Source organism: Streptomyces sp. AgN23 (assembly GCF_001598115.1).
Lineage (GTDB): Bacteria > Actinomycetota > Actinomycetes > Streptomycetales > Streptomycetaceae > Streptomyces > Streptomyces antimycoticus.
Genome location: NZ_CP007153.1, coordinates 736,000 through 761,745, shown reverse-complemented (window position 1 = coordinate 761,745; position 25,746 = coordinate 736,000). Strand labels below are relative to the sequence as shown.

Annotated in this window: 16 protein-coding genes and 2 pseudogenes; 14 read left to right on the top strand and 4 right to left on the bottom strand. The window is 71.7% G+C overall.

Annotation, left to right across the window (positions count from 1 at the left end; genetic code table 11):
* Positions 1-149 precede the first annotated feature (149 nt).
* The 4 genes from AS97_RS03450 (at position 150) to AS97_RS03435 (ending at position 6,430) form a co-directional block, all read left to right on the top strand.
* On the top strand, positions 150-368 hold the full coding sequence (locus tag AS97_RS03450) for a hypothetical protein (RefSeq protein WP_059148372.1): 219 nt from the start codon (positions 150-152) through the stop codon (positions 366-368).
* Between the two features lie 104 nt (positions 369-472).
* A complete protein-coding gene (locus tag AS97_RS03445) occupies positions 473-1,279 on the top strand; it encodes an HlyD family efflux transporter periplasmic adaptor subunit (RefSeq protein WP_059148371.1) in 807 nt (268 codons plus the stop codon).
* Positions 1,280-1,428: 149 nt separating this feature from the next.
* Positions 1,429-3,558, top strand: coding sequence for an NHLP family bacteriocin export ABC transporter peptidase/permease/ATPase subunit (locus AS97_RS03440; RefSeq protein ID WP_210567124.1), 2,130 nt, complete (start codon positions 1,429-1,431; stop codon positions 3,556-3,558).
* Position 3,559: 1 nt separating this feature from the next.
* Positions 3,560-6,430, top strand: a complete 2,871-nt coding sequence (locus tag AS97_RS03435) for an NHLP bacteriocin export ABC transporter permease/ATPase subunit (RefSeq protein WP_059148370.1) — start codon at positions 3,560-3,562, stop codon at positions 6,428-6,430.
* A gap of 15 nt (positions 6,431-6,445) precedes the next feature.
* Here the strand turns inward: AS97_RS03435 and AS97_RS03430 are convergent, their stop codons facing one another.
* On the bottom strand, positions 6,446-8,014 hold the full coding sequence (locus AS97_RS03430; RefSeq protein WP_086706604.1) for an MDR family MFS transporter: 1,569 nt from the start codon (positions 8,012-8,014) through the stop codon (positions 6,446-6,448).
* Between the two features lie 227 nt (positions 8,015-8,241).
* Between AS97_RS03430 and AS97_RS03425 the strand changes: the two genes are divergently transcribed.
* Positions 8,242-9,933, top strand: a complete 1,692-nt coding sequence (locus AS97_RS03425) for a phospholipid carrier-dependent glycosyltransferase (RefSeq protein WP_210564315.1) — start codon at positions 8,242-8,244, stop codon at positions 9,931-9,933.
* 497 nt (positions 9,934-10,430) lie between these two features.
* Positions 10,431-10,793: pseudogene (locus AS97_RS03420) on the top strand (CAP domain-containing protein); the annotation flags it as partial.
* Between the two features lies 1 nt (position 10,794).
* Here the strand turns inward: AS97_RS03420 and AS97_RS03415 are convergent.
* On the bottom strand, positions 10,795-11,478 hold the full coding sequence (locus AS97_RS03415; RefSeq protein ID WP_210564313.1) for a TetR/AcrR family transcriptional regulator: 684 nt from the start codon (positions 11,476-11,478) through the stop codon (positions 10,795-10,797).
* 90 nt (positions 11,479-11,568) lie between these two features.
* On the opposite strand from AS97_RS03415, the pseudogene AS97_RS03410 reads away from it, so the two are divergent.
* From AS97_RS03410 to AS97_RS03385, 6 genes and pseudogenes are all read left to right on the top strand, one after another.
* Positions 11,569-12,527, top strand: a pseudogene (locus AS97_RS03410) (NAD(P)-dependent alcohol dehydrogenase).
* 137 nt (positions 12,528-12,664) lie between these two features.
* Entirely contained in the window at positions 12,665-15,025 is a 2,361-nt protein-coding gene (locus tag AS97_RS03405; RefSeq protein ID WP_210564312.1) for an ATP-binding domain-containing protein, read from the top strand.
* A 696-nt stretch (positions 15,026-15,721) separates the two neighbouring features.
* Positions 15,722-16,171 (top strand): Immediate-early protein 2, encoded by a 450-nt coding sequence (locus AS97_RS03400; protein WP_059148363.1) that lies wholly within the window; start codon positions 15,722-15,724, stop codon positions 16,169-16,171.
* Between the two features lie 219 nt (positions 16,172-16,390).
* The gene (locus AS97_RS03395) at positions 16,391-18,343 is read left to right on the top strand and encodes a beta-N-acetylglucosaminidase domain-containing protein (RefSeq protein WP_210564311.1); all 1,953 of its coding nucleotides are present in this window, start codon (positions 16,391-16,393) and stop codon (positions 18,341-18,343) included.
* A 126-nt stretch (positions 18,344-18,469) separates the two neighbouring features.
* Positions 18,470-19,789 (top strand): FAD-binding monooxygenase, encoded by a 1,320-nt coding sequence (locus AS97_RS03390; protein ID WP_247204213.1) that lies wholly within the window; start codon positions 18,470-18,472, stop codon positions 19,787-19,789.
* Between the two features lie 132 nt (positions 19,790-19,921).
* Positions 19,922-22,609, top strand: a complete 2,688-nt coding sequence (locus AS97_RS03385; RefSeq protein WP_125755199.1) for an SMI1/KNR4 family protein — start codon at positions 19,922-19,924, stop codon at positions 22,607-22,609.
* A 27-nt stretch (positions 22,610-22,636) separates the two neighbouring features.
* Here the strand turns inward: AS97_RS03385 and AS97_RS03380 are convergent, their stop codons facing one another.
* Positions 22,637-23,230 carry a TetR/AcrR family transcriptional regulator gene (locus AS97_RS03380; RefSeq protein ID WP_059148359.1) on the bottom strand — a complete coding sequence of 198 codons (594 nt, stop codon included), beginning with the start codon at positions 23,228-23,230 and terminating at the stop codon, positions 22,637-22,639.
* Positions 23,231-23,364: 134 nt separating this feature from the next.
* Between AS97_RS03380 and AS97_RS03375 the strand changes: the two genes are divergently transcribed.
* Together AS97_RS03375 and AS97_RS03370 are read left to right on the top strand one after the other, a co-directional pair.
* Positions 23,365-24,555 carry a cytochrome P450 gene (locus tag AS97_RS03375; protein ID WP_210564309.1) on the top strand — a complete coding sequence of 397 codons (1,191 nt, stop codon included), beginning with the start codon at positions 23,365-23,367 and terminating at the stop codon, positions 24,553-24,555.
* A gap of 5 nt (positions 24,556-24,560) precedes the next feature.
* Positions 24,561-24,776, top strand: coding sequence for a ferredoxin (locus AS97_RS03370; protein ID WP_059148357.1), 216 nt, complete (start codon positions 24,561-24,563; stop codon positions 24,774-24,776).
* Positions 24,777-24,797: 21 nt separating this feature from the next.
* Here the strand turns inward: AS97_RS03370 and AS97_RS03365 are convergent, their stop codons facing one another.
* Complete coding sequence (locus AS97_RS03365; RefSeq protein WP_059148356.1) at positions 24,798-25,661, bottom strand: SAM-dependent methyltransferase; 864 nt, start codon at positions 25,659-25,661, stop codon at positions 24,798-24,800.
* Between the last annotated feature and the right edge of the window lie 85 nt (positions 25,662-25,746).

Sequence of the window (25,746 nt, the reverse complement as noted above, 5' to 3'; positions counted from 1 at the left end):
CCCGTGGTTACATCCCTTCCGCGTTCAGGCATTTCACGGAGCCCGGTGTTCTCCGGGCATCCCGTGTCCATGCCGCGGGAACTGATTCCCCTCGGTTCCCGTGCGCCGTTGCAAGCTCAACGAGACGTTCACCCAAGGGAGACGCAACAATGAACAACGCGCCCAAGGTCGCGACCCAGGAGATCTCCGACGCCGAGCTGGACAACGTGGCGGGCGGGATCGCCAGCCCCGTGGGCGACGTCCTCGGCACCGTCGACTCCGTCACCGGCCCGGTGACCGGCGCCCTCGGCACCGTGACCGGCACGGTTGACGGCCTCACCGGCCTGAACACCACCGGCATCGTCGGTGGGGTCGTCGGCACCCTCTGAGGCTGATTCACCGCTCCCCTGTGCCCCGGGCCTGCCTGGTCCGGGGCACTCGGCGGTCCGCGGCCCCCTTTGATCACTCCCTTCGCGGCTGAGGAAAGACTTTCGTGCAGTTCCGCCAGCAGGCTCTCTCCAAGCTGCAGTCGGCAGAGGACATCGACCTGCCGGTGCGCTACGCCCGACCCCAGGGATGGCTGGCGCTGGCGGTCACGGTGGCGGTCATGGCCGGTGCCGCCGTATGGGCCGTCACCGGCACCGTGTCCAACACCCTTGATGCCACCGGGATCCTCACCCACGGCCAGGGCAGCTATGTGCTGCAGAGCCCGATCGCCGGTCAGGTGACCTCCGTCCTCGCCCAGGAGGGCAGCACCCTCCCGGCGGGCGCACCGCTGCTGAAGGTCCGCACCACCGGTGGCACCAAGGTCGTGCGCACCATCGCGGGCGGCCGGCTCACCACTCTCACCGCCTCGATCGGCTCCGTGCTGAACACCGGCGCCAACGTCGCCTCCGTGGAGCGGGTCGGCCACTCCGACGATCCCCTGGTCGCGACCCTGTACATCCCCGCGGACCGGGCGGCCTCGGTGCGGCCGGGCGCGTCGGTCGACCTCAGTGTGCAGTCCGCGCCGACGCAGACCTACGGTGTGCTCCGCGGTGAAGTGCGTGCCGTCGGCCGGACCGCCCAGTCGAGCCAGCAGATCGGCTCGTACCTCGGCAGCGAGCAACTCGGCGAGGAGTTCTCGAAACACGGCCCGCCGGTCGCCGTCCAGGTGCGCCTTGAGCGCAGCTCCGGCACCCGCTCCGGCTACCGCTGGTCGTCCCCCGAGGGCCCGCCGTTCGCCCTCGGCTCCATGACCCTGACCAGCGGCACCGTCCACCTGGCCGACCAACATCCCAGCGATTGGCTGCTCCCGTGACCGCGACGAACCAGGGCGGCCCGCCCCGGCCCGCCCCCGCCGGAAGCAGCGGAGCGCGCCGCCCCCAGCCGACCCGCGGACGGCGCCGCGCGCCACGCGGCGGGGCCGGGCCGAGGAAGACCCGGCGTCGGACCGTGCGCACCCCCACCGTGCTCCAGATGGAGGCCCTGGAGTGCGGTGCGGCGTCGCTCGCCATGGTGCTCGCCCACTACGGGCGCCATGTGCCGCTGGAAGAGCTGCGGATCGCCTGCGGTGTCTCCAGGGACGGATCGCGCGCCAGCAATCTGCTCAAGGCCGCCCGGAGCTATGGTCTGCGCGCCAAGGGCATGCAGATGGAGCCCGAGGCCCTCGCGGAGGTCCGGGCCCCGGCGATCCTGTTCTGGGAGTTCAACCACTACGTCGTCTACGACGGCATGGGACGGCGGTTCGGCAAGCGCGGCGTCCACATCAACGACCCCGACAAGGGGCGCCGTTTCGTCCCCGTCGAGGAGTTCGACACCAGCTTCACCGGTGTGGTCCTGGTCCTCGAACCCGAGGAGTCCTTCCGCCGGGGCGGGCGCCGTCCCGGGGTGCTGGGCGCCCTGCCGCCGCGCATGCGCGGCACCACCGGCACCCTGCTGGCCTCGCTGCTGGCCAGCCTGCTGCTGGTGGCGGTGGGGGCCGCGGTCCCGGCGCTCAGCCGCACCTTCATCGACACCTTCCTGATCGGCGACCAGGACTCGACGCTGGAGCCGCTGTTCGCGTCCATGGCCGTGGCGGTGGTGCTCACCGCCGTGCTGACCGGCGTCCAGCAGGCGAACCTGCTGCGCGGACGCATCATCTCCTCCACCCTCAGCAGCGCGCGGTTCCTGCGGCATCTGCTGCGGCTGCCCGTCACCTTCTTCGCCCAGCGCAGCCCGGCCGACCTGGTCCAGCGGCTGCGCTCCAACGACACCGTCGCCGAAACCCTCGCCCGCGATCTGGCCGCCGCGGCCGTCGACGGGATCGTCGTGGTGCTCTACGCCTTTTTGCTGTGGACCTACGACCCCCAACTCACCGGTGTCGGCGTCGGGTTGGCGCTGCTCAACGTGGTGGCGATACGGGTGGTGGTGCGGCTGCGGGCCACCAGGACCCAGAAGCTGCGGGCCGACACCGCGCGGCTGACCACCACCTCGTACACCGGTCTCCAGCTCATCGAGACGGTGAAGGCCACCGGCGGGGAGACCGGTTACTTCCGCCGCTGGGCCGGACAGCACGCCATCACCCTGGAGGAGCAGCAGCGCCTCGGCGTCCCGAGCGCCGTACTGGCCGTGGTCGCGCCCACCCTCGCCACGCTCAACAGCGCCCTCATCCTCTGGATCGGCGGGCTGCGGGCCGTCGAGGGCCATATCTCCATCGGTCTGCTGGTGGCCTTCCAGGCACTGGTGACCCGCTTCACCGCGCCCATCACCCGGCTCAACTCAGTGGCCGGACGCATCCAGGACTTCTCCGCCGATGTGACCCGGCTCAAGGACGTGGAGAACTTCCCGGTGGACTCCCTCTACACCCGCGACGAGCCGCGCGAGGACACCCGCCGGCTGACCGGGCAGGTGACACTGGAGAACATCACCTTCGGCTACAGCCCGCTGGACGAACCGCTGCTGCGCGATTTCTCGCTGTCCGTCGGCCCCGGCCGCCAGGTGGCGCTGGTCGGCGCCTCCGGCAGCGGCAAGTCCACCGTCTCCCGGCTCGTCTCCGGCCTCTATGCCCCCTGGGAGGGGGTGATCCGCATCGACGGACAGCGCCTGGAGGACATCCCCCGCGGTGCGCTGGCCGCCTCCGTATCCTTCGTCGACCAGGACGTCTTCCTGTTCGAGGGCACGGTGCGGGACAACGTGGCGCTGTGGGATCCGTCGATCCCGGACGAGGCGGTGGTCGAGGCCCTGCGGGACGCCGCGCTCTACGACGATGTGATCACCCGGCGCCCCGAGGGGATCCACTGCCGGGTGGAGCAGGACGGCCGCAACTTCTCCGGCGGCCAGCGACAGCGGCTGGAGATCGCCCGCGCCCTGGTGCGCCGCCCCAGCGTGCTGGTCCTGGACGAGGTCACCAGCGCCCTGGACGCGCGCACCGAGCAGATCGTGATGGACAACCTGCGCCGCCGCGGCTGTGCGTGTGTGGTGATCGCCCACCGGCTCAGCACCGTGCGGGACAGCGACGAGATCCTCGTCCTGAACCGCGGCACGGTCGTCGAACGCGGACGCCACGAGGACCTCGCCGCCGCCGGAGGCCCGTACGCCGAGCTGATGAAGGAGCACTGACATGGCGTCCGTTCACCCGGCCGCGGCGGTGGCCGCGGACGGCGGCGACGCGGTGGTCCAGGCGCTGGGCGCCCTCGGCACGCCCGTCGACTGCGCCGGGCTGCGCAGCCTCCCGCTGGAGGGCCCGCAGGTGCTCTGGCTCGTCGTCGGCGGGGCCCTGGACCTGTTCGCGGTCGACGCCGCCGAGGAGGGGCAGTGGCACTTCCTCGGCCGGCTGGAGACGGGCGCCGCGCTCCCGGGCCCGGTCGAGGGACCACGCCACACCCTGCTGGGCCGGCCCTCGCAGGACTGCCTGGTGCGCCGCATCCCGCTGCGCGAGCTGTACCGCCCGGAGGCGTACGACACGTACGGCGCGGGTCAGGCCCACGACCCATACGGCACCTACGACGGCGGATTCCAGGACACCCCGCCCACCCCGCTGGAGCACGCCGTGGCGCTCGGGGTGAGCCGCAGCCTCGGAGTCCTCTTCCAGGCCCCGCTGGACGGCGGGGCCGCGCCCGAGGCGGAGGCGGCCGACGAGGACCTGCTCTGGCTGCCGGTGCCGCCCGGAAGTGTCCGCTACGGCGCCGAGTACAGCGCCCAGGCCGCCGGTGACCTGCTGATCGACGGCGCGCTGTGGCAGCGGATGGTCAATCAGCAGTACCGCCTCGGCACCGCCGTGGACCGCTGGATCGAGACCATGGAGCGGGCCCACGCGGACCGCACCGCGGCCGGCATCCGGGCCGGTGAGGCCGTGCGCACCCGCGCCGACCAGGCGCTGATCGCCTCCATCGGAGGGCAGCGGCGGGAGCGGCGGCCGTCGGAGGAGAGCACCGACGACGCCGTGCACGCGGTGTGCCGCCGGGTGGCCGAGGCCGCCGGGATCACCCTGCCCGAGCCGCCGCGAGGCCGCGCCACCGACGACCGTACGGACCCGGTGGAGCGCATCGCCGCCCACGCCCGGATCCGCACCCGCGCCGTCCGGCTGGAGGGCGGCTGGTGGCGGGAGGACGCCGGACCGCTGGTGGGCTACCGCGCCAAGTCGGGGGCCCCGGTGGCGCTGCTGTGGCGGCGCGGCCGGTACGAGGCGATCAACCCCGCCTCCGGCCTGCGGATCCGTGTCGGCGGGGGCAACGCGGAGGAGTTCGAGCCGCGGGCCGTGATGTTCTACCGTCCGCTGCCCGACCGGCCGATGACGATGTGGCGGCTGATGCGCTTCAGCGTGCGCGGCGCCGCCGGGGACGTCCGCAACCTCCTGATCGCCGGGCTGGTGACGGTGGCGCTCGGCGCGCTGGTGCCGCTCGCCACCGGCCAGGTGCTGGGCGGCTTCGTGCCCCGAGCCGAGAAGAGCCCCATCGTCCAGATCTCCCTGGCTCTGATCGTCTCCAGCGTCGTCGCGGCCGCCTTCATGCTGCTGCAGAACCTGACCCTGCTGCGTCTCGAGGGGCGGCTGGAGTCCACCCTCCAGCCCGCGGTGTGGGACCGGCTGCTGCGGCTGCCCACCACCTTCTTCGCCCAGCGCTCCACCGGAGAGCTGGCCAGCGCGGCCATGGGCATCAGCACCATGCGCAGAGTGCTGTCCGGGGTCGCCCCGACGGTCCTCCAGGCCGGCACCGTGGGCGCCATGAACCTGGCCCTGCTGCTGTACTACAGCGCCTCCCTGGGGCTCGCGGTGATCGCCGTACTGCTGGTGGTCTCCGGGGTCTTCCTCGGGATGGGGCTGTGGCAGGTGCGCTGGCAGCGACGGCTGGTGGAGAACGAGAACAAGCTCAACAACCAGGCGTTCCAGACCCTGCGCGGGCTGCCCAAGCTGCGGGTCGCCGCGGCCGAGAACTTCGCCTACGCGGCCTGGGCCCGCGGCTTCGCCCACTCCCGCGATCTGCACCAGCGCACCGGGCGCATCAAGAACCTCACCCAGGTGCTGGACGCCGTCTACCTTCCGCTGGTCTCCCTCGCCGTGTTCATGCTGCTGGCCGGTCCGGCGCGGGGCAGCATGTCCGCGGGGGCCTTTCTGACCTTCAACACCTCCGTGACCATGCTGCTCACCTCCCTCACGCAGCTCACCAACGCCCTGGTCTCGGTGGTCGCGGTGCTGCCCATGTTCGAGCAGGTCAAGCCGATCCTGGACGAGCCGCCCGAGGTCCGCGGCGGCAGCGCACAGCCGGGGACGCTCTCCGGTGACCTCCGCGCCAGAAACCTCACCTTCCGCTATGGCGACGACGGGCCGCTGGTGCTCGACGATGTCTCACTGGAGATCCGGCCGGGCGAGTTCGTGGCCGTCGTCGGCCCGAGCGGCTGCGGCAAGTCGACCCTGCTGCGGTTGCTCATCGGCTTCGAACGGCCGGTGTCCGGCAGTGTGCTCTACGACGGCCAGGACCTCGCCGCCCTCGACCAGGCGGCCGTGCGCCGCCAGTGCGGGGTGGTCCTCCAGAACGCCCACCCGCTGGGCGGCACGGTGCTCGACTGCATCCGCGGCGCCGAGCCGTTCACCCCCGAGGAGGCCATGGAGGCCGCCGAACTGTCGGGTCTGGCCGAGGACATCCGCCAGATGCCCATGGGGCTCCAGACCATGATCTCCGGAAGCGGCGCCATCTCCGGCGGCCAGCGGCAACGGCTGATGATCGCCCAGGCCCTGATCCGCCGTCCGCGCATCCTCTTCTTCGACGAGGCCACCAGCGCCCTGGACAACGAGACCCAGCGCATCGTCATCGACAGCACCCGCCGTCTCCACGCCAGCCGGCTGGTGATCGCGCACCGGCTGTCGACCGTCATGGACGCCGACCGCGTACTGGTCATGGAGGACGGCCGGATCGTGGAGCAGGGCGCCCCGGCCGAGCTGATGGCCATCCCGGGCGGAAAGCTGCACGAGCTGGTGCGGCGCCAGATGACCTAGTCAGGCCCGGCGATGCTACGGGGCGGCCGGGCTGGCGACCTCCTCCTCGGCCTTGTGCGGCTGGGCCACCGGCCCGGACCGGCCCCGCAGCGGGACTTCCTGGACGCACAGGGCGGCGACGAAGGCCACGGTGCAGACGACGGCCGCGGTCAGGAAGATCTGCTGGGTGCCGGTGGCGACCGCGTGGAGATAGCCGTCCCTGGCGGACTGCGGCAGCCGGGCCAGCGCCGCAGGATCGGGCCGGGCCTCGCCCGTCTTGGCCCCGGCGGGCGCGTGGCCCTGGACGGCGCTGGTGAAGAGCGAACCGAAGACCGCGACACCCAGTGAGCCGCCGATGGTGCGGAACAGGGTCACCGACGCGGAGGCGGCCCCCATGTCACGCATCTCCACACTGTTCTGCGCGATCGTGGTGACCATCTGCATCTGACAGCCCATGCCCGTGCCCACCAGGGCCATGAAGCACCCGGTGGCCGTGCGGGAGGTCGTGGTGTCCATGGTGGCCAGCAGGAACAGACCGACGGCCATACAGACGGTGCCGACGATGGGAAAGATCTTGTACCGGCCGGTGGCGGACATGACCTTGCCGCCGACCTGCGACATGATCACCACCGGGATCATCAGGGGAAGCAGCAGCAGACCGGAGCGGGAGGCGGAGACACCCTGGACGGTCTGCTGGTACAGCGGCAGATAGAGCGAGCAGCCGAACATGACCACCCCGCCCACCAGGATCAGCGAGGAGGCCAGGGCGAAGTTGCGATGTCCGGTGAAGATGCGCAGCGGCATGAGCGGTTCGGCCGCGCGCCGCTGCCGTGCCACGAAGGCGGCCACGCCCACCGCGGCCAGGGCGAACAGCCCCAGGATCTGCCATGAGGCCCACGGATAGGTGGAACCGGCCCAGGTGGCGGCCAGAGCGAGGGCGCAGACGGTGGCCGTCATCATGGTGATGCCCGGCCAGTCGATACGGGCCTTGGAGCGGGTGGCGGGCAGCCGCAGCATCAGCTGACACCAGACCAGGGTGAGGATCCCGAGCGGCAGATTGATGAAGAAGGCCCAGCGCCAGCCGAGATGGCCGGTGACGAAGCCCCCGAGCAGCGGGCCTCCGATGGTGCCGATGGCCATGATGGAGGCGGTCATGCCCTGGTAGCGGCCCCGCTCCCGGGGCGGGGCCAGCGAGGCGATCAGCGCGAAGGCACCGGCACCGATCCCGCCCGCGCCCAGGCCCTGCAGCGCCCGGAAGGCGATCAGCTGGGTCATCGAATGGGCCGCGCCGGTCAGCGCCGAGCCGAGCACGAAGACCACGACGGCGATCAGATACATGTGCTTGCGGCCGTACAGATCGCCGAACTTGCCCCAGACGGGTGTGGAGGCGGCCGTCGCCAGGGTGTAGGCGGTCACCACCCAGGAGATGTGCTCCAGGCCGCCGAGATCGCCGACGACCGTCGGCATCGCGGTGCCGACGATCGTGGAGTCGAGCATCGACAGCAGCATCGCGAGCAGCACACCGAGCAGGGCCAGACGGACGTCTTTCGGGGTGCTCTCCGGCGGGGCGGGACTGCCGGACGGCGGTGCGTCGGATACGGACATGGCTGATCACTTCCTTCTCAACGCGCTCGGCGCGGTGGTGCTCAGGCGGGCCCCGATCAGAAGAGCACACCGGACAAAAATCCCCGAAGCCCTGCGCGAGCACACGCTGCGGATGCACTCCGACGGCGAGCACGACCCCCGGATGCCACGGTTCGGATCGCGGAGTTCGCTCAGGTTTCCCGGTGGATGCCCTGCGCGGTGGCACCTCGGCACTAGCGTCTGTCGCTATGCGGTGGGCGGGCGTGATCGACAGCGTGACCAGGACCGTCGGCGGGCCGAAGGGCCGGTGGGCGGCGCGGCCGGGGCGGTATCGGCGGTGGCTGGTGGTGGCCGTCGTCGTGGCACTCCTGGTCCAGATGGCGGTCGCGATGGTCACCACGGCGGTGGAGCAGACGCCGACCATCGACGAGCCCGTGTACGTCGGCACGGCGGTGGACTCCCTGCACCATCACCGAGTGCGCTACAACCCCGAGCACCCACCGCTGGGCAAGCTCATCATCGCGGCGGGTGCGGCCCTCGCGCGGCCGCACCTGGACGCCGCCTTCACCGGTGACCAGACGGCACTCGGACGGCAGGTGCTCTACGCATCGGGCAACGACCCCTGGCGGCTGATGCTGTGCGCACGGCTGCCGATGATCGCGCTGACGCTGCTGTTCGGGCTGGTGGTGTTCGCGTTCGCCCGTGAGCTGACCGGCCCCGTGGGCGGAGCGGTGGCGCTCGCCCTGTACACCTTCTCGCCGGACATCGTCGCGCACGGTTCCCTCGCCACCCTCGACGTACCGGCGGCCGGTTCTCTCCTGACGTCGGTCTGGCTGCTGTGGCGGGCGCGGCGGTGGCCACGGCGGTATCTTCCGCTCGCGGGGGTGGCGCTCGGCGCGGCCCTGGCCACGAAGATGAGCATGCTGGCGGCGGTTCCGGTGCTGCTGCTCCTGGCCGTGCTCTCGGTCTGGTACGCCCGCGGTACGCATGGCCGCACACCGCGCGGCCATGCGCGGTCCCTCGGGATCGGGGTGGCTGCGGCGGTGGCCGTGGCGCTGATCGCGGTGACCGTGGTGTGGGCCGTCTACTTCCTGGTCGACCCCCGGCTGCGCTGGACGCCCACCGGGCCCGTGCCGGTCGTCCACGGGCTGCGCGGGCTCGCCGTCGACCTGCTGCCGCTCCCGGAGGCGTACCGCGACGGGATGCGTGTCCAGTTCGGCTTCGAGCACGACACCTGGCATGGCTTTCTGCTCGGCCACCGCTACCTCGGGTCGCTCTGGTACTACCTGCCCGTCGCGTTGCTGGTGAAGACGCCTCTGGGCATGCTCGCGCTCTGGGCGGCCGGGACCGCCGTGATGCTGGTGGTGCCCCGGCTGCGGCCCGCCGCGCCGTATGTGCTGATCCCGGCGGCCGTGCTGCTGCTCGCCGCCCTGATCGGGGCCCGCAACCTCGGGGTGCGGTACGCCATCTTCCTGCCGATGTTCCTGGCCGTGGCGGCGGCCGGGCTGATGGCCGTGCGGCGGCGCTGGGCGTACGGTGCCACGCCGGCGCTGGTCCTGTTCGTCGCGGTCAGCTCGCTGCGGACGTATCCGTACTATCTGCCGTACTCCAACGAGGCATTCGGCGGCCCGTCCCGGACCCATCTGCGGCTGCACGACTCGAACGTCGACTGGGGGCAGGACCTGGGGCGGCTGGCCGACCGCCTCCGGGAGCGATACCGGGGCGAGCGGATCTGGCTCGTCTACAAGGGCAGCGGGGTGCCGTCCGCCTACGGCATCCACGCGTCCGACCCGCGCCGGGCCCGCTCGGAGGAGGTGCGCGGGCTGCTGGTGGTCTCGGACTCCTCGATCGCCCGGGCCACCGGCCGGCTGGCGGCGCTGATCGACGGCAGCGAGCCGATCGACGAGGTCGGCCACTCGATCACCCTCTACCGCCGCTGACCACCCCCGCCATGTCATGACATCTCTCACACCGGGCGCCGTCGCAAAGGGGGCGTAGTGCCGCATAGCGACTAGCCGACATAGTGGTTTTATCTTCTCTGTCGGAAATGGACGGTCCCGCGCCCTCCCGATCCTCGGTGTTCCGGGCGCGTCCTCCACTCGCCTGGTGGCCGGGATTTCTGATGGGGAGTCGGGCCGCCAGGGCGCTCCCGGAACCGGCTCAGCATGTCTCGCCGCTGATCGCAAGCGCCACCCTCGCTACGAACTCTTGTCGTACGAACACGTGTGTTGCCCCGCGTGGTGACGGCTCCCAGAATGACGGGCCTCAACCGAGTGTGAGGTCACGTATGAGCAAGCACCGCAACAGCACAACGCACCGCAAGATAGCCATCGCCACCCTCGCTGTGGCCGCCGTGGGCATTCCCTCGGCCGCGATGGCACAGTCCGCCACCGCGGGTTCCTCCTCCGGCACCTCCGCGGCCGCCACAGACCAGCAGGAAGTGGTGGATCTCGTCAACAGCGAGCGCAGCAAGGCCGGTTGTGAGCCGCTGACCGTGAACGAGAAGCTGACCAAGGCCGCCCAGGAACACAGCGAGGACATGGCGGCCCACGGCGATATGTCGCACACCGGCTCCGACGGATCCTCCCCGGGCGACCGGATCGAGCGCGCGGGCTACTCCTGGAGCACCTACGGCGAGAACGTGGCCTACGGCTACGAGTCGCCCAAGAGCGTCATGGAGGGCTGGATGTCCAGCCCCGGCCACAAGGCCAACATCCTGAACTGCGACTTCAAGGAGATCGGCGTCGGCGTGGCGCAGCCCGGTCACTACTGGACGCAGGACTTCGGCGCCGCCCGGTAGTTCATCCCTCCCGAGCCGGGTACGGCCGGCCCAGTCCCAGCGCCGCCGGTGGCGGCAGGGGATGGGCCGGCTCGCCCCGCCCCGCCTCGAAGGATCGCAGGAGGTGGGCCACCAGCCGCCGGGACGCGGCCGGTGCGGTCGCCGCGTCGCCGATGACACCTCGGTTGGCCATGAAGACGAGGGTCAGATCGGACACGTCGAAGTCCAGGCGCAGCCGGCCCGCGGCCTTGGCGCGCCGGACCACCTCGGCGAAGCCGTCCTCGATACGCAGCCGCTCCCGCTCGAAGCCGACCGCGTGGGGGAACGACGAGAGGAACGCGTCGTTGAACCCCCGGTCGTGTGCCTGCGAGGCACACACCGACTCGATGGTCCGGCGGAAGCCACGCCACGCGTCCTCGTCGGCCAGGGCGTCGTCGACGATCGCCGAACAGGCGGCGAACTCATCGGAGAACACCGCCGTGACCAGTGCCTCGCGGGTGGGGAAGCGCCGGTAGAGCGTGGCCACCCCGACGCCGGCATGACGGGCGATGGTGGCCATCGGCACATCGAGCCCACGCGAGACGAACAGCGCCCGGGCCGCCTCGAGGACGCGCCGGCGATTGGACGCCGCGTCGGACCGCAACCCCGGACTTCCGGTGTCCCGAACACCGGTGTCGGGCGCTATATGAGAGACGTGAGCAGGCATGTTTCTCACCTTACGCCGACCGGGCGGTTTCCCCCTTTGCGCGCATTAGCGTGGCGACAACCCCGATGTGCGAAAGGGACGATGAGGGCGATGAGTGAGATGCGCGCGGCGCGGTACGACCGGTACGGACCTCCCGAGGTGCTGTACGAGGGCACCCGGCCCAAGCCGGTGGCCGGTCCGCGGGAGGTGCTGGTGCGGGTGCACGCCACGAGCGTGAACGGTGGCGAGCTCTTGGGCCGGGCGGGCAAGCTGAAGCTGGTGACCGGGCGGAAGTTCCCCCAGGGCACCGGCATCGACATCACCGGGGAGATCGCCGAGGTGGGTTCCTCCGTGAGCCATCTCGCGGTGGGCGACCGGGTGTGGGGGGCGACACCGCGCGGGACGTTCGGGGCGGCCGCCGAGTACGTGGCCGTCCGGCCACGTCAGCTCTCCCTCGCGCCCGAGGGTGTCGATCTGATCCGGGCCGCTGCCCTGCCCGGAGTCGGCACCACGGCCATCACGGCGCTGCGCGACAAGATCGGCCTGAGGAGCGGCGAGCGGCTGCTGGTGCGCGGGGCGGCCGGCGGCGTCGGCAGCGTCGCCGTGCAGCTCGGACACGCGTTCGGCGCCCATGTCACCGGGCTCGCCGGAGCGAAGGCGCTCGACCTCGTCCGGGAGCTCGGCGCCGATGAAGCGCATGACTACCGGACCACCGGGCCTACCGCCCTTGGCCCCTTCGACGCCGTACTGGACACAGTGGGCACCGGGCTCGGCGCGTACCGAGAGCTGCTGTCGCCCGGCGGTCGCATGGTGTCCATCGCCTTCGACGCAGACCGTCCGCTGTCCTGGCTGGGCTTCATCCTCCTCTCCACCGTGCACGGCTCACGGCGGGTGCGGGCCTTCTCCGGCAATCCCATGCATGAGCTCACGCGGACCTTGCCGCGTATGTGGAGAAGGGGGCCATCCGGCCGGTCATCGACACCGTCCATCCGCTCTCCGGCGTGGCAGAGGCCCACCGCGCGATGGAAGCCGGCGGTGTGCGCGGCAAACACGTCATCCAGGTGGTGTGAGGCCATAAAACAGAGAAACGCCCCGGCTGCCTTGACGGCCGGGGCGTTTCTCAGCGTATATTGGGGATTTCCATGTGCTCATGAATTTATGGCATACGGAAACCTGATGAAGTCATCGTATCCCGGCGGGAGTCGAATTGTCAAACGAGGAATGGGACCGTGAGCAAGAATTCCTTGATCTGCTCAACGGGCGCCTCGCCGAGCTCAGGGCACGAGCCGAGGAGTCGGTGACCGAAGCGCTGTCCCTGGAGGGCACCACCTTCCAGGCCCGGCTGGAGCGCGATGTGCTGGTGGCCGAGCGGTCCGGTCTGCTCGCCGCGTTCGAGTCGGGGGAGCGGGGGCTGTGCTTCGGCCGGCTGATGTTCCGCGACGGCCGCGACCACCACATCGGCCGCATCGGCATCCGGCGCGATGACGAGGACCGCACCCCGCTGGTCATCGACTGGCGCGCCGATGTGGCACGTCCGTTCTATCTCGCCACTGGACACACCCCCATGGGGCTGCGCCGCAGGCGCCACATCACCACCGAGGGCCCCAAGGTCACCGGGTTGCACGACGAGATCCTGGATCTCGCGGACACCATACGGACCGGGCATGAGGGGTCCGACGCGGATGCCGTACTGCTCGCCGCGCTCGATGCCGCGCGCACCGGCCGGATGCACGACATCGTGCAGACCATCCAGGCCGAACAGGACCAGATCATCCGCGCCCCGCACCACGGCGTCCACGTGGTCGAGGGCGGCCCCGGCACCGGGAAGACCGTCGTCGCGCTGCACCGCGCCGCGTATCTGCTCTACGCGCAGCGGGAGTCGCTGGCCCGGCGCGCGGTGCTGATCGTCGGGCCCAACCCGGCGTTCCTCGGCTATATCGGGGAGGTGCTGCCCTCGCTCGGCGAGACGGGTGTGCTCCTCGCCACGCTCGGTGAGCTCTTCCCCGGGGTGACGGCCACCGGCACCGACACCCCCGAGGCCGCCGAGGTCAAGGGCCGCGCGGAGATGGCGGATGTCCTGGCCCGCTTCGTACGGGACCGGCAGACGCTGCCCGACCCCGCGATCGTGATCGAGCACGACGACGGCGAACTGGTGCTGGACCGGGACATCGCGTCCGAGGCCGGCCACAAGGCCCGGGAGACCGGGCTGCCGCACAACCTCGCCCGTCCGCACTTCGCCTTCCGTATCATCGACGACCTCACCGATCAGCTCGTCGACCGGATCGGCGCCGACCCCTACGGCGGGCCCAACCTCCTCGGCGCGGACGACGTCGCCCAGCTCGGCAAGGCGATCGCGGTCAACCCCGAGGTGCACGCCGCCATCGAGCAGCTGTGGCCGGCCCTCACCCCACAGCGGCTCGTGGCCGACTTCCTCAGCGACCCCGTCCACCTCTCCGACGCCGACGCCGCGGCGATCCGCCGCACCGACGGTGAGTGGACCCCCGCCGATGTCCCGCTGCTGGACGAGGCCGCCGAACTCCTCGGCCATGACGACTCGGCGGCCCGCGCCGCCGCGGAGGCCGAGCGCCAGGAGCGCATCGACTACGCACAGGGCGTGCTCGACCTCTCCTACGGCTCCCGCACCCTGGAGTTCGAGGACCGCGACGACGAGGAGTCGGAGGTGCTGGCCGCCCATGACCTCATCGACGCCGAACGGCTGGCCGACCGCTCCGAGGAGCGCGACCACCGCAGCGCCGCCGAACGCGCCGCCGCCGACCGCACCTGGGCCTTCGGCCACATCATCGTGGACGAGGCCCAGGAGCTGTCCATGATGGCGTGGCGGCTGCTGATGCGGCGCAGCCCGACCCGTTCGATGACACTGGTCGGCGACCCCGCGCAGACCGCGGAACCGGGCGGCTGCGGCTCCTGGTCCTCGATCCTGGAGCCGTACGTGGGCGACCGCTGGGAGCACACCCGGCTCGGCGTCAACTACCGCACCCCCACCGAGATCATGGAGATCGCGGCGCGGGTGGCCCGCACCGTCGTCCCGGCCTTCCAGCCGCCGCGCTCGGTCCGCGCCACGGGGGTACGGCCCTGGGCGGAGCACACCGGCGATCTGCCCGGTGCGGTGGCCGCGGCCGTGGCGCGGGAGACCCGCACCGAGGGCCGTCTCGCGGTGATCGCCCCGGGGGATCGCCTTGACGCGCTGTCAGCCGCCCTCCCGGAGGCGTCCACCGGCCGGTCCCCGGACCTGACCAGCGCGGTGGTGCTGCTCGACCCCCGGCAGGCCAAGGGGCTGGAGTTCGACACGGTGATCGTGGCCGAACCCGCGGAGTTCGGCACCAGCGACCTCTATGTGGCGCTCACCCGGGCCACCCAGCGGCTCGGCGTGGTGCACACCGGGCCGCTCCCGGAGGGGCTGCGCGACCTGACCGACCTGTCCGAGCTGATCGGTCCGTCCGAGCGGACGGCCCCCTCCGACCTGGCCGGGCTGGCCGATCACGAGGGGGCCGACGCCTCAGCGGGGACGGTGGTGTCGCGGAACTCCGCCCGGGCGTCCTCGGTGTAGGCGCCCACACTCCCCGCCGCGTACGGGCGTTCCGGGTCGGTGAAGCCACCACCTGACGGTCGTCCACCGACACCGTCATCCGCGGACCCCGCTGCTCGACCCGTACGTCCGACCAGTCACCGACCCGGAAGGGGCGGGTGCCGGTGGCCAGGAACCGCTGCCCGCCCCGATAGGCCGGGTCCCGTTTGCCCAGCTCCCAGCCGTTGGGCTTGAGCGCCACAGAGGAGAAACGCTCCGGGTCGGTGTACGCCCACACCGGCCACGCCACTTCCCATGGATTGGGCTCGGGTGTGCGCAGCCGCCGTGATGGCCTTCTCGACGGCGGCGGAGTCATTGCTCGAACCGTCGGCCTTCGCGCCGTAGTCCATCACGCTGAACACCGGGGCCGCGGCGGCGGCCTCCTCGGGTGCGGGGGCGGCGGTCGCCTGGGGCACCTGCGCTAACCCGAAGACGACGGCGAGTGCGAGCGCCGCGCCTGCGGCGAGTCTCTTCACCTCTCTTTCTCCTTCTCCTGCGGAGCCGTGGAGATCCGACGTGTTGTTAGGTCTGGGCCTATTTGACCTGCAATGATCCCCTTGCTGGGGCCGCCATCCTCGATGCGGGCCAGGAAAGGTAGGTTCTCTCCCCTCTGTGGAAAGTAACGGACCGGTACGAACTGTCGATGGCCTCCGGCCGTCGATCGCCTACGATCCCGCTGTGGCCCACTTCCGTATTGAGCGGCGCACCCCGCTGCCCGCCGGCGAGACCTGGCGACGGCTCACCGACTGGCCGCGTCATGGCGCCCAGGTACCACTGAGCGGCGTCACCGTCCGTCCGGCGGGGCCGACCCGGGTGGGCACCGTGGTCGTGGTGCGCACCGGCGTCGGCCGCGCCGGATTCGACGACCCCATGGAGGTCGTGCGCTGGGACCCGCCCGCCGACGACACTTCTGCCGGTGGCAATCCCGGCGTCTGCAGGCTGGAGAAGCGCGGCTCGGTGGTCCTCGGATGGGCCGAGATCGAGGTGCGCCCCCGGGACGGCGGGTCCGAGGTGGTGTGGCGCGAGGAGGCGCGGCTACGGGGGCTGCCCCGGCTGTTCGACCCGCCCACGGCCTGGTCCGGCCGGCTCCTCTTCGGCCGTGTGGTCGACGCGCTGCTCAAGGACTGAGGGGCGCGCCGCTCCCGCCGAGTGCCCGGCTCTCAAACCGCCCGCCCCGCACGGCAACCGACGACCGGCGACAGATCCGATCATTCGCGCTCACCGCTGGGTAGGGATACGCCGGGCCCCACCGGGCCCGTACCGCACGGCACACCGCACACGCCCGGCATCACCGCACGGCACCGCACCGCCCCCGAAGGCCGCCGAACGCCACGGAGAAGATGTCCCATGCGCAGTCGCTCCAGCACCCTGGCCGGCGTCACGGTGTTGTTCACCCTCCTCGCCCTACTGCTGCCCGCCACCGCGTCCGCCACCGCGGCCACTGCCGCCGCCCCCGGGCCGCCGCCGGTCCTCACCCCGCACCCGCGGGAGATGTCCCGCATCGGAGCGGACGTCCATGTCCCCGCCCGTGTCCGCCTCGTCGTCGCGGACGGTGTGGACCGTCCGACACGTGAACTCGTCACCTCCGTGCTGCGCCACGCGGGGGCCTCGCGGATCCAGGACGGCCCGGGGCCGAAGCTGACCGTGACCGTCGGCCGGATCACCGACACCCGGGTGGTGCGGGCGCTCCGGGCCGCCGGGGGCCGGGTGCCCGGAGAGCTTCCCGCCGAGGGCTACGCACTGGCCGCGGGACACGGCTCGGTGGCGCTCGCGGGCGCCGACTCGGACGGGACGTACTACGCGGCGCAGACGCTGCGTCAGCTGGTGTCCGGCCACCGGACCATCGCGTCCGTCTCCGTCGCGGACCACCCGCTGATGCCGCTGCGCGGGGTGATCGAGGGCTTCTACGGAAGCCCCTGGACCCATGCCGAGCGCATGGACCAGCTGGCGTTCTACGGGGACGTCAAGATGAACACCTACATCTACGCGCCGAAGGACGACCCCTACCACCGGGAGAAGTGGCGCGAGCCGTATCCGGCCGCCAAACTCGCCGAGCTGGGCGAGCTCGTCCGGCAGGCCACCGACCACCATGTGCGGTTCACCTTCGCCGTCTCGCCGGGGAACTCCATCTGCTACAGCGACCCCGCCGACATCGCCGCGCTGGAGGCCAAGCTGGACGCGGTCTACGACCTCGGGGTGCGCAGCTTCTCCATGCCGCTGGACGACATCAGCTACACCCGCTGGAACTGCGAGGCCGACCGCGCCACTTACGGAGACCCCTCGTCGCAGGCGGCGGCCGAGGCGCAGTCCGACCTGCTCAACGCGGTGCAGAAGGAGTTCCTGGACGAGCGGGCGGACACCAGGCCGCTCCAGATGGTGCCGACCGAGTACGGGGATGTCACCGACACCGCGTACAAGCGCGTGCTGCGCGAGCGGCTGGACGCGCGGGTCGAGGTGATGTGGACCGGAACCGATGTGGTGCCGCCACACATCACCGTCGCCGACGCGGAGCGGGTCGCGGCCGTATGGGGGCGCAAGGTCTTCGTCTGGGACAACTACCCGGTCAACGACTACGGCCAGGCCGAGGGCCGGCTGCTGCTCGCTCCTTACGACGCCCGCGAGCCCGGTCTGCACCGGCAGCTCTCCGGCCTGGTCCTCAACCCGATGAACCAGGCCGCCGCCAGCAAGGTCGCCCTGTTCGGCGGGGCGGACTTCGCCTGGAACGACACCGGCTACGACGCCACCCGCACCTGGGAGGCCGCCGCCCGCTACCTCGCCGGGGACGGCCCAGGCGCGCATGCGGACCGTACGGCCGCCACCGTTCGCTCATTGCTGGCCTTCTTCGACACCCAGCATCTCGCGCCCACCTTCGGCGCCGAACCGTGGCAGTCGCAGGCCCCCGAACTCGCCGCCCGGCTGGACCGGTTCCGCACCGCCTGGGAGGCGGGGCACGAACGAACGGCGCTGCGGAGTCTGCGGCCGTACGCCCGGCTGCTCGCCACCGCCCCCGAGCGCATCCGGGCCGGTGTCGCGGACCCGGGATTCGTGGCGGACTCCGCACCCTGGCTGGACGCGCTGTCGCTGTGGGGGAGTGCCTTCGAGCGCACCCTGGACGCGCTGGGCGCCCGTCTCGACGGCCACGACGCCGAGGCCGCACGGTGGTTCGCCGAAGCGGCGGCGGACGCGAAGCTCGCCGGGGGGATCCGCACCATCCCGGGCGAGACCCGCCCCGAGGGGCCGGTGCGCATCGCCGACGGGGTGCTTGACACCTTCATCGCCGAGGCGGCCGAAGCAGCCTAGCCCTCCCAACCGCCTGTGCCTCCGATGAGTTGTATTTCGACGAAGGTGGTGACGCTCGGATGATTGTGCACTACGCTCCGTAGTATGGGGGTGCAGGGGGAAAGTACGGGGCGAGGGACCGCGGTGGTGATCGGCGGAGGTCTCGCCGGGATGCTGGCCGCATGGGCGTTGCGTGGATATGCCGAGCGCATGGTCATAGTCGAGCGCGACCGCTATCCTGAGCGGCCCGCGTTCCGCTCAGGTGTTCCGCAGGCGCGCCACGCACATCTGCTGCTGGAAGCCGGGCATCGGGCGCTGGAGGCCCTGATGCCCGGTGTGCGCGAGGAGTTGACGGCCGCCGGCGCGGTGCGCGTCCCCATCTCGGGCGTGCGCTGGCTGAGCGCGGCCGGATGGCTCGCCACGTACGAGAGCGAGGTCGCGTTCCTTTCGTGCACCAGACCGCTGCTCGACCATACGGTGCTGCGCCGGGTGCGCGGTGAGCCCACGGTGCGATGGCTGGAGAACACGGACGTCGTCGGGCTCCTCGGTGCACCGGGCGAGGTGACGGGCGTTCAGGTCAGGGCGCGTGGCGACGCCCGCGCCCAGGTGCGCGAGGTGCGCGCGGAGCTGGTGGTCGACGCCTCCGGGCGCACCTCCTCGCTCCCGTCCTGGCTGACCCGGCTGGGCTGCCCGCCCGCCGCCGAGGAGCGCGTCGACGCGGGCGTGTCCTACGTCAGCCGGCTCTACCACCGCCCCGCCGGGCCGGATCCGGGCTTCCCCGCGCTCTATCTGCAGACCAAGGCCCCTGACGCGCCGAGGCTCGGCGTGGTGCTGCCCGTGGAGGACGGGCGATGGATCGCCAGCGTCGGCAGTATGCGCGGGGCGCAGGCCGAGCCCGGTGCGGCCGGTTTCGACCGGCAGCTGCGGCTGCTGCGGGACCCGAGCCTGCGCGAGCTGCTGGCCGGGGCCGAGCCCGCCGGTGCGGTCCGCGGCTTCTGGCCCGGCCCCAGTGTGCGGCGGCACTACGAGCGCCGGGCGCCGCGGGGGCTGGTCGTCATCGGCGACGCCGTGTGCACCTTCAACCCGGTCTATGGCCAGGGCATCACCGTGGCCGCGCTCGGCGCCCGCGCCCTGCGGGTCGCCGCCGAGCGCCAGGGCGGCATCGGTCACCGTACGGCGCACACCGCCCGTAAGGGCATCGCGGCCGCCACCAACACCGCCTGGATGCTGTCCTCCAGCGAGGATGTGCGCTTCCCCGCCACCACGGGCGGCCCGGCCGGAGTGTCGGTGCGGGCTCAGCACCGCTATCTGGACCGGGTCATCCGGGGTGCCACCGTCGACCCGCGGGTCTGCAAGGCCCTGCACGAGGTGATGTCGCTGGTCGCCGCCCCCACCGCGCTGATGCGACCCGCCGTCCTGGGAGCCGTGCTGCGTGGGGGAGGGAACGGCCGACCCGCATCCCCCTAGTGATCGTCGTAGCAGCCGGACGGTGCCGGTGGACCGCCCTAGCATCGACAGCATCCGGGTGTTGAGGCCACCCGCACCCCTGCCCCGACGACACGTCAACGGACGTCCAGACTGCCCCATCAGGAGCACAGCGTGCGAGCGACTTTCGCGGATTTCACCATCGATCCGCCTCGATTCGGCAATGGCACGGCCCGGTACGAGCGATGCCATCCCGACCGTGACCGCCTCGCGATCGGCGCGGGCGGACGGGTCGAACTCGACTTCGCGCTGGACGACGGCGAATTGCCGGAACAGCTCACGCTGACCCTGATCGCACGGGTCTCACCGCTGGGCGAATCATTAGGATGCGCGCCGATCGACATCACCGTCAACGGGCATGCCGTGATCGGGCAGTTCACCGTGCCCGGCGGCGCGCGCCCCCGGGAGGTGGCCTTCGCGGTTCCCGGTGAGGCGCTGGTGGCGGGCACGAACACGCTGTGCGTCCGCGGCTGCGCCGAGGCGCGCGGTCTGCTCTGGCTGTACCGCGTCACCGTCGAGCCCTCCCGTATCTGCGCCCGCATCCACCTCATGACTCAGGAGCAGCCCGCCGAGGCCGCGGTGTGCGTCTACCGCACCGAGTGGCGTGCCCCGGGCTCCGCCGAATGGCGGCCCGCCCCGCGGCTGCTGGTCCATCTCGACCGGGGCGAGGGCTCGCTCCCCGCCCGGCTCGCCTGGCGCGGGCAGGACGGCGCGGAGGCCTCGATCGGCTTCCAGCCGACGATGACGGAGTTCTACGGACACCGCCGGGCCGCCGACGGCACGCTCACCGAATACCGGGGAGCGCTGGAGGGCCGCTCGGCCCTCCGGGACAGCGCGTTGGAAGAGGTGATGCACCGCTTCCGTACGGAGGAGGGCGGTGCGGCCGGGGACGGCCGCCGCCTGAGCCAGGAGCTGCGCCTGCTGATCGAGGACGGGGGGCCGCCCGTCGAGCGGGTGATCTGGGGCGACCCGTCCGGACACTCGGGCACGGTGTCGCTGCTGGCCGCCGAGCCCGGTCCGGAGGCCGAGGTGACCGACCTGGTCACCAGGGTCCGGGCGCACAGCGAGTTCACCGATGCGGGCGAGGTCGCCGAGAACCTGCTGCACGACTCATGGCACAAGTGGCTGGGCCATGGCGGCCGCGCTTGGCTGGAGTTCACCCTGCGGCGGCCCATCGCCGTCGGCCACTACGTCCTGACCTCGGCGAACGACGTCCCCGGCCGCGACCCCAGGGACTGGACCCTCAAGGGTTCGAACGACGGCGAGCACTGGGTGGACCTCGACACCCGCGTCGAGGAGAGCTTCGCCCATCGCCATCAGCCCCGCGGGTTCACCTTCCCCGCCCACACGGCCTACGGCCACTACCGCCTGGAGATCACCCGGAACGCGGGGGAGGACCATGTCCAGCTCTCCCAGGTCCGGTTCTTCACCTCCGCCCCCCATCCGAGGGGCTTCATCGGCCACTACCAGCGGGCCGGCGAGGCACCGACGGGATACCACGGCACCTCGCTGTCGGCCACCCCGGAGCCGGAGTCGGCGAAGGCGCTGCCGCGGACCGTCGAGCAGTGGCGGTCCTATCTGGCGGAGTACAGCGCGGCCATTCTGCGGGTGGCCGACGACGAGGACCTGAGCGAGGTCGGCGACGATCAGCGGGCGGCCGGCTGGCTCGGGTTCGAGGGCGCGGACGAGGAGAGCGTCCTCGCCCTGGAGGAGCGGCTCGGCACCCGGCTCCCGCCGAGCTACCGGGCCTTCCTGGGCGCCTCCGACGGCTGGCTGAACATCAGCCCGTTCATGTGGCGGATGCGGGCGGCCAAGACCGTCGGCTGGCTGCGCGAGGCCGACCCCGAGACCTGGGCCGTCATCCGCGGCGGCGAGGGCGAGGACTGGGACGACACCGCGTTCATGGACCGGGCGCTGCTGGTATCCGAGGAGGGCGACGCCCAGCACTGGCTGTTGGACCCCGCCGATGTGTCCGAGGACGGGGAGTGGGCCGCGTACATCTGGGCGAGCTGGTATCCGGCCCTGGGCGACCGGCACGCCTCGTTCGCCGAGCTGGTCGCCGAGGAGCGCACCGGTTTCGAGGAGCAGGCGGCCCTGGAGATCCGCATGGCGCGCCCCGGCAGCGCCGGGGAGCTGGTGGCCGAGGGCCGGGCACAGGCCCTGCGGGGCGAGGTGCGCAAGGCGATGGCCACCTTCGAGCAGGCCGCGGTCAAGGGCTCGGGCGCCGGCGCGTATCTGGGGACCATCCTGGGGGCGTTCCTCGACATCAGCGTCGCCCACCACTGGATCCGCAACCGCGTCCTCGGGGACCCGCACGTCATCGAAGTGATCGGCATGGAACAGATACGGGCCGAGGCCGCCCCGCTCTATCTGCGCTGTGCGGCCGAGGAATGGACCGGCACCCCCGGTGGCTATGTCTCGGCCCTCGGCGACATCCTGCCCCGGCTCCCCGACGGCGTGGACGGTGTCGTGGGCGCGGGCGGTGTGTCCGCGGGCAGCGCCGCCACTGAGGGCGACGACATCGCCGCCTGGGGGGCCAGGGCCGCCGCCTTCGTCCCGCCGGTCCTGCCCGAATCCCGCACCTTCCAGCAGGCCCTGGACCTGGCCAGGGCGCTGGCCGACCGCGGCGCCATCGATCAGTCCTGGGCCGTGATCGAGGCCGCCCTGCCCCACTGGCACTCCGACTCCCCGCACCGCATCGCCCCAGTCGTCCTCCTCACCGATCCGGCATTCCGCGAGGTGATCACCCCGGCCCGGGCCCGTCGCGTCGTCACCACGCCCCGGGGAGAGTTCCGCGAGTAGGCCCCCGCCCTCCTGTGGCACGCTCTCCTATGGCCTGCCGTCCGCCGCCGGAAGGCCGTCCAGCAGGGTGCCGAGCGCGCCCGTCACCAGCGCACACACCTCGTCCGGGTCCGCGTCGGCCAGCGGCTCCTTGCCTACGAGCACCCGCATCATCCCTATGCCGAGCAACCAGGACAGCGCCAGGTCCGCCCGCAGCTCGTGGTTGTCGGCGCTGGACAGGGAGGCCAGCACCCGCGCGTAGTCGTCGCTGATGGCGCGCACGGCCGTACCGATCTCGTCACCGCTGTCCACCGAGCGCAGCAGCGTCGCCAGCGCGCGGGTGCCCGGTTCCTTCGCGCCGTGGCCCAGCAGCCCGCGCAGGGCGGTCTCCGGCAGCTCATGGGGTGGGGTGGTGCGCAGCTGCTCCTCCCCGTTGTGCGCGATCACCTCGCCGAACAGCGCTCTCTTCGAGCCGAAATAGCGGAACAGCAGCGCCTGGTTGACCCCCGCGCGATCGGCGATGTCCCGCACCGTCGCCCGTTCATAGCCCCGCTCGGCGAACAGCGCCGCCGCGGCCTCCATCAGCCGCCGACGTGTGTTCCGCGCGTCCCGCCGCTGTCCCTCGGACACGGTCGTCCCCATCACGACACACCCCTCTCGTCAGCTTGCGGCGATGTACCCGTCGCACCGTCAGATCAACGGCGCAAAGGGGCCGTTGACCGTACCAGCCGACGGCTCCTACGTTTGTAAGCACGTGCTTACGCAAGGAGGCCACGGTGACCACAGCGGAGACGACACCCCTCACGTATCCCTTCAACTCCTCCGACGGGCTGGCGCTCAGCGAGGCGTACGAAGAGGCCAGGAACCGCACAGGATTACTCCGGGTGCGCTTGCCTTACGGCGAGCCCGCCTGGCTGGCCACGCGGTACGCCGACGCCCGGCTGGTGCTCGGCGACCGGCGGTTCAGCCGCGCGGAGGCGCTCCACCACGACGAGCCACGGCAGTCCGAGGGCCGGCGCGACAGCGGCATCCTGACCATGGACCCGCCCGACCACACCCGGCTGCGCACCCTCGTCGCCAAGGCGTTCACCGTCCACCAGGTGGAGAAACTCCGCCCCTGGGTCCGGCAGTTGACCCATGACCTGCTCGACGACCTGGAGGCGGCGGGGCCACCGGCCGATCTCGTGGACCGCTATGCCCTGCCCATCCCGGTCGGGGTCATCTGCGCCATGCTCGGCGTCCCGGAGGAGGACCGGCCGAAGTTCCGGATCTGGAGCGACGCCGCGCTGTCCACCAGCTCGCTGACCGCCGAGGAGTCCGCCCGCAACACCGATGAGCTGCGCGCCTATATGGCCGGGCTGATCGAGGCCCATCGCGCCAGCCCCCAGGACGACATCATGACCTCGCTGATCGAGGCGAGGGACGCGGGCGACCGGCTGTCCGAGCTCGAACTCGTCGATCTGTGCGTGGCCATCCTGGTGGCCGGACACGAGACCACGGCCACCCAGATCCCCAACTTCGTACTGACGCTGCTGGAGCACCCGCAGGAGCTGCGGCGGCTGCGCGAGAACCCCGATCTGCTGAAGGGCGCCGTCGAGGAGCTGCTGCGCTTCGTCCCGCTGGGCATGGCGGCCTCCCAGGCCCGCTACGCCACCGAGGACGTCGAGGTGGGCGGCACCCTGGTGCGCGCCGGGGAGCCCGTGCTGGTCGCCGTCGGCTCGGCCAACCGCGACGCGCTGCGCTTCGACGAGCCGGGCGTTCTGAACGTCGCCCGCCCCGCCACCCAGCACCTCGGCTTCGGCCACGGTGTGCACCACTGCCTGGGCGCGCCGCTGGCCCGTCTGGAGCTCCAGGAGGCGCTCGGCGCGCTGATCACCCGCTTCCCGGAGCTGCGGGCGGCCGGGGACGTGGAGTGGAAGGGCCAGATGCTGGTCCGCGGGCCCCGTGTCATGCCGATCGCGTGGTGAGCGGGATGACCTGGAAGGCGGAGATCGACCCCGGCCGGTGCATGGCGTCCGGTATGTGCGCCGGAATCGCCCCCGACCTGTTCGTCCTCGACGAGGAGCACGCCAGGCCGCGACACGAGGAGGTCCCGGAGGAGGAGCGGGTGCTGGACGCGGCGGACTCCTGTCCCGCACTGGCGATCACCATCCGCGACGGCGCCACGACCGTCGGACCGCGTCCTTGAACCCGCTCCGCGAACCTCGCTTCAGGGCTTCTGGGCGACACCCGCCCAGAAGGACACCTCTTCGTCGGTCACATCGCCGGTTTCCACCGGGGAGTCCCTTTCGGCCAGGTCGGTGCGCCACCGGTGCGGCACCTCCAGGCCCGGTTCGGCCAGCTCCAGCCCGGTGAAGAAGCGTTCCACCTCGTCCCTGGTGCGGATTTTCCCCGGGATGCCACCGCTGCGGTAGACCTGCACGGTCTTCTGGGTGGCCTCGGGGTCGAAGTCCGGGGTGATGTGGCTCAGCACCAGAAAGGAGCCGGGGGCGAGCGCGTCGACCAGCTGCTGGACGATCTCGTACGGGCCCCACTCGTCGGGGACGAAGTGCAGCAGCGAGACCAGGCTCAGCGCGACGGGCCGGGACAGGTCCAGCACCTCGGTGAGATCGGGCGAGGCGAGGATGTTCCCGGGCTCGGTGATGTCCCCGTGCACATAGGCGGTGCGGCCCTCGGGGCTGCTCTTGAGCAGGGCCTGGGCGTGGGCGAGGACGATGGGGTCGTTGTCCACGTAGACGACCCGGGCGTCCGGGGCGATTCCCTGGGCGACCTCGTGGAGATTGGGGCGGGTGGGAATGCCGGTGCCGATGTCGAGGAACTGGCGGATGCCCCGCTCGGCGGCGAGGAAGCGGATCGCGCGGTGCATCCAGGCCCGGTTGGTCCGGGCGGCGATCATGACACCCGGCCAGAGGGTGAGCACCTTGGCCGCGGCCTCACGGTCGGCGACGTAGTTGTCCTTGCCGCCCAGGAAGTAGTCGTACATCCGGGCGCTGTGCGGTCGCCCCTGGTTGAGAGGGGTGTTGGGGGGCTCCGGCCCGCTTCCGGTCTGGGATGCTACCCCTTGCGCGGTCACGTGGTTCTCCTCTGTATCCGGGCGCGATTCGCTCGCGCCGCGGCCGACTGTTCCCAGGATGGTAAACCGCGTGCCGGTACGGGGA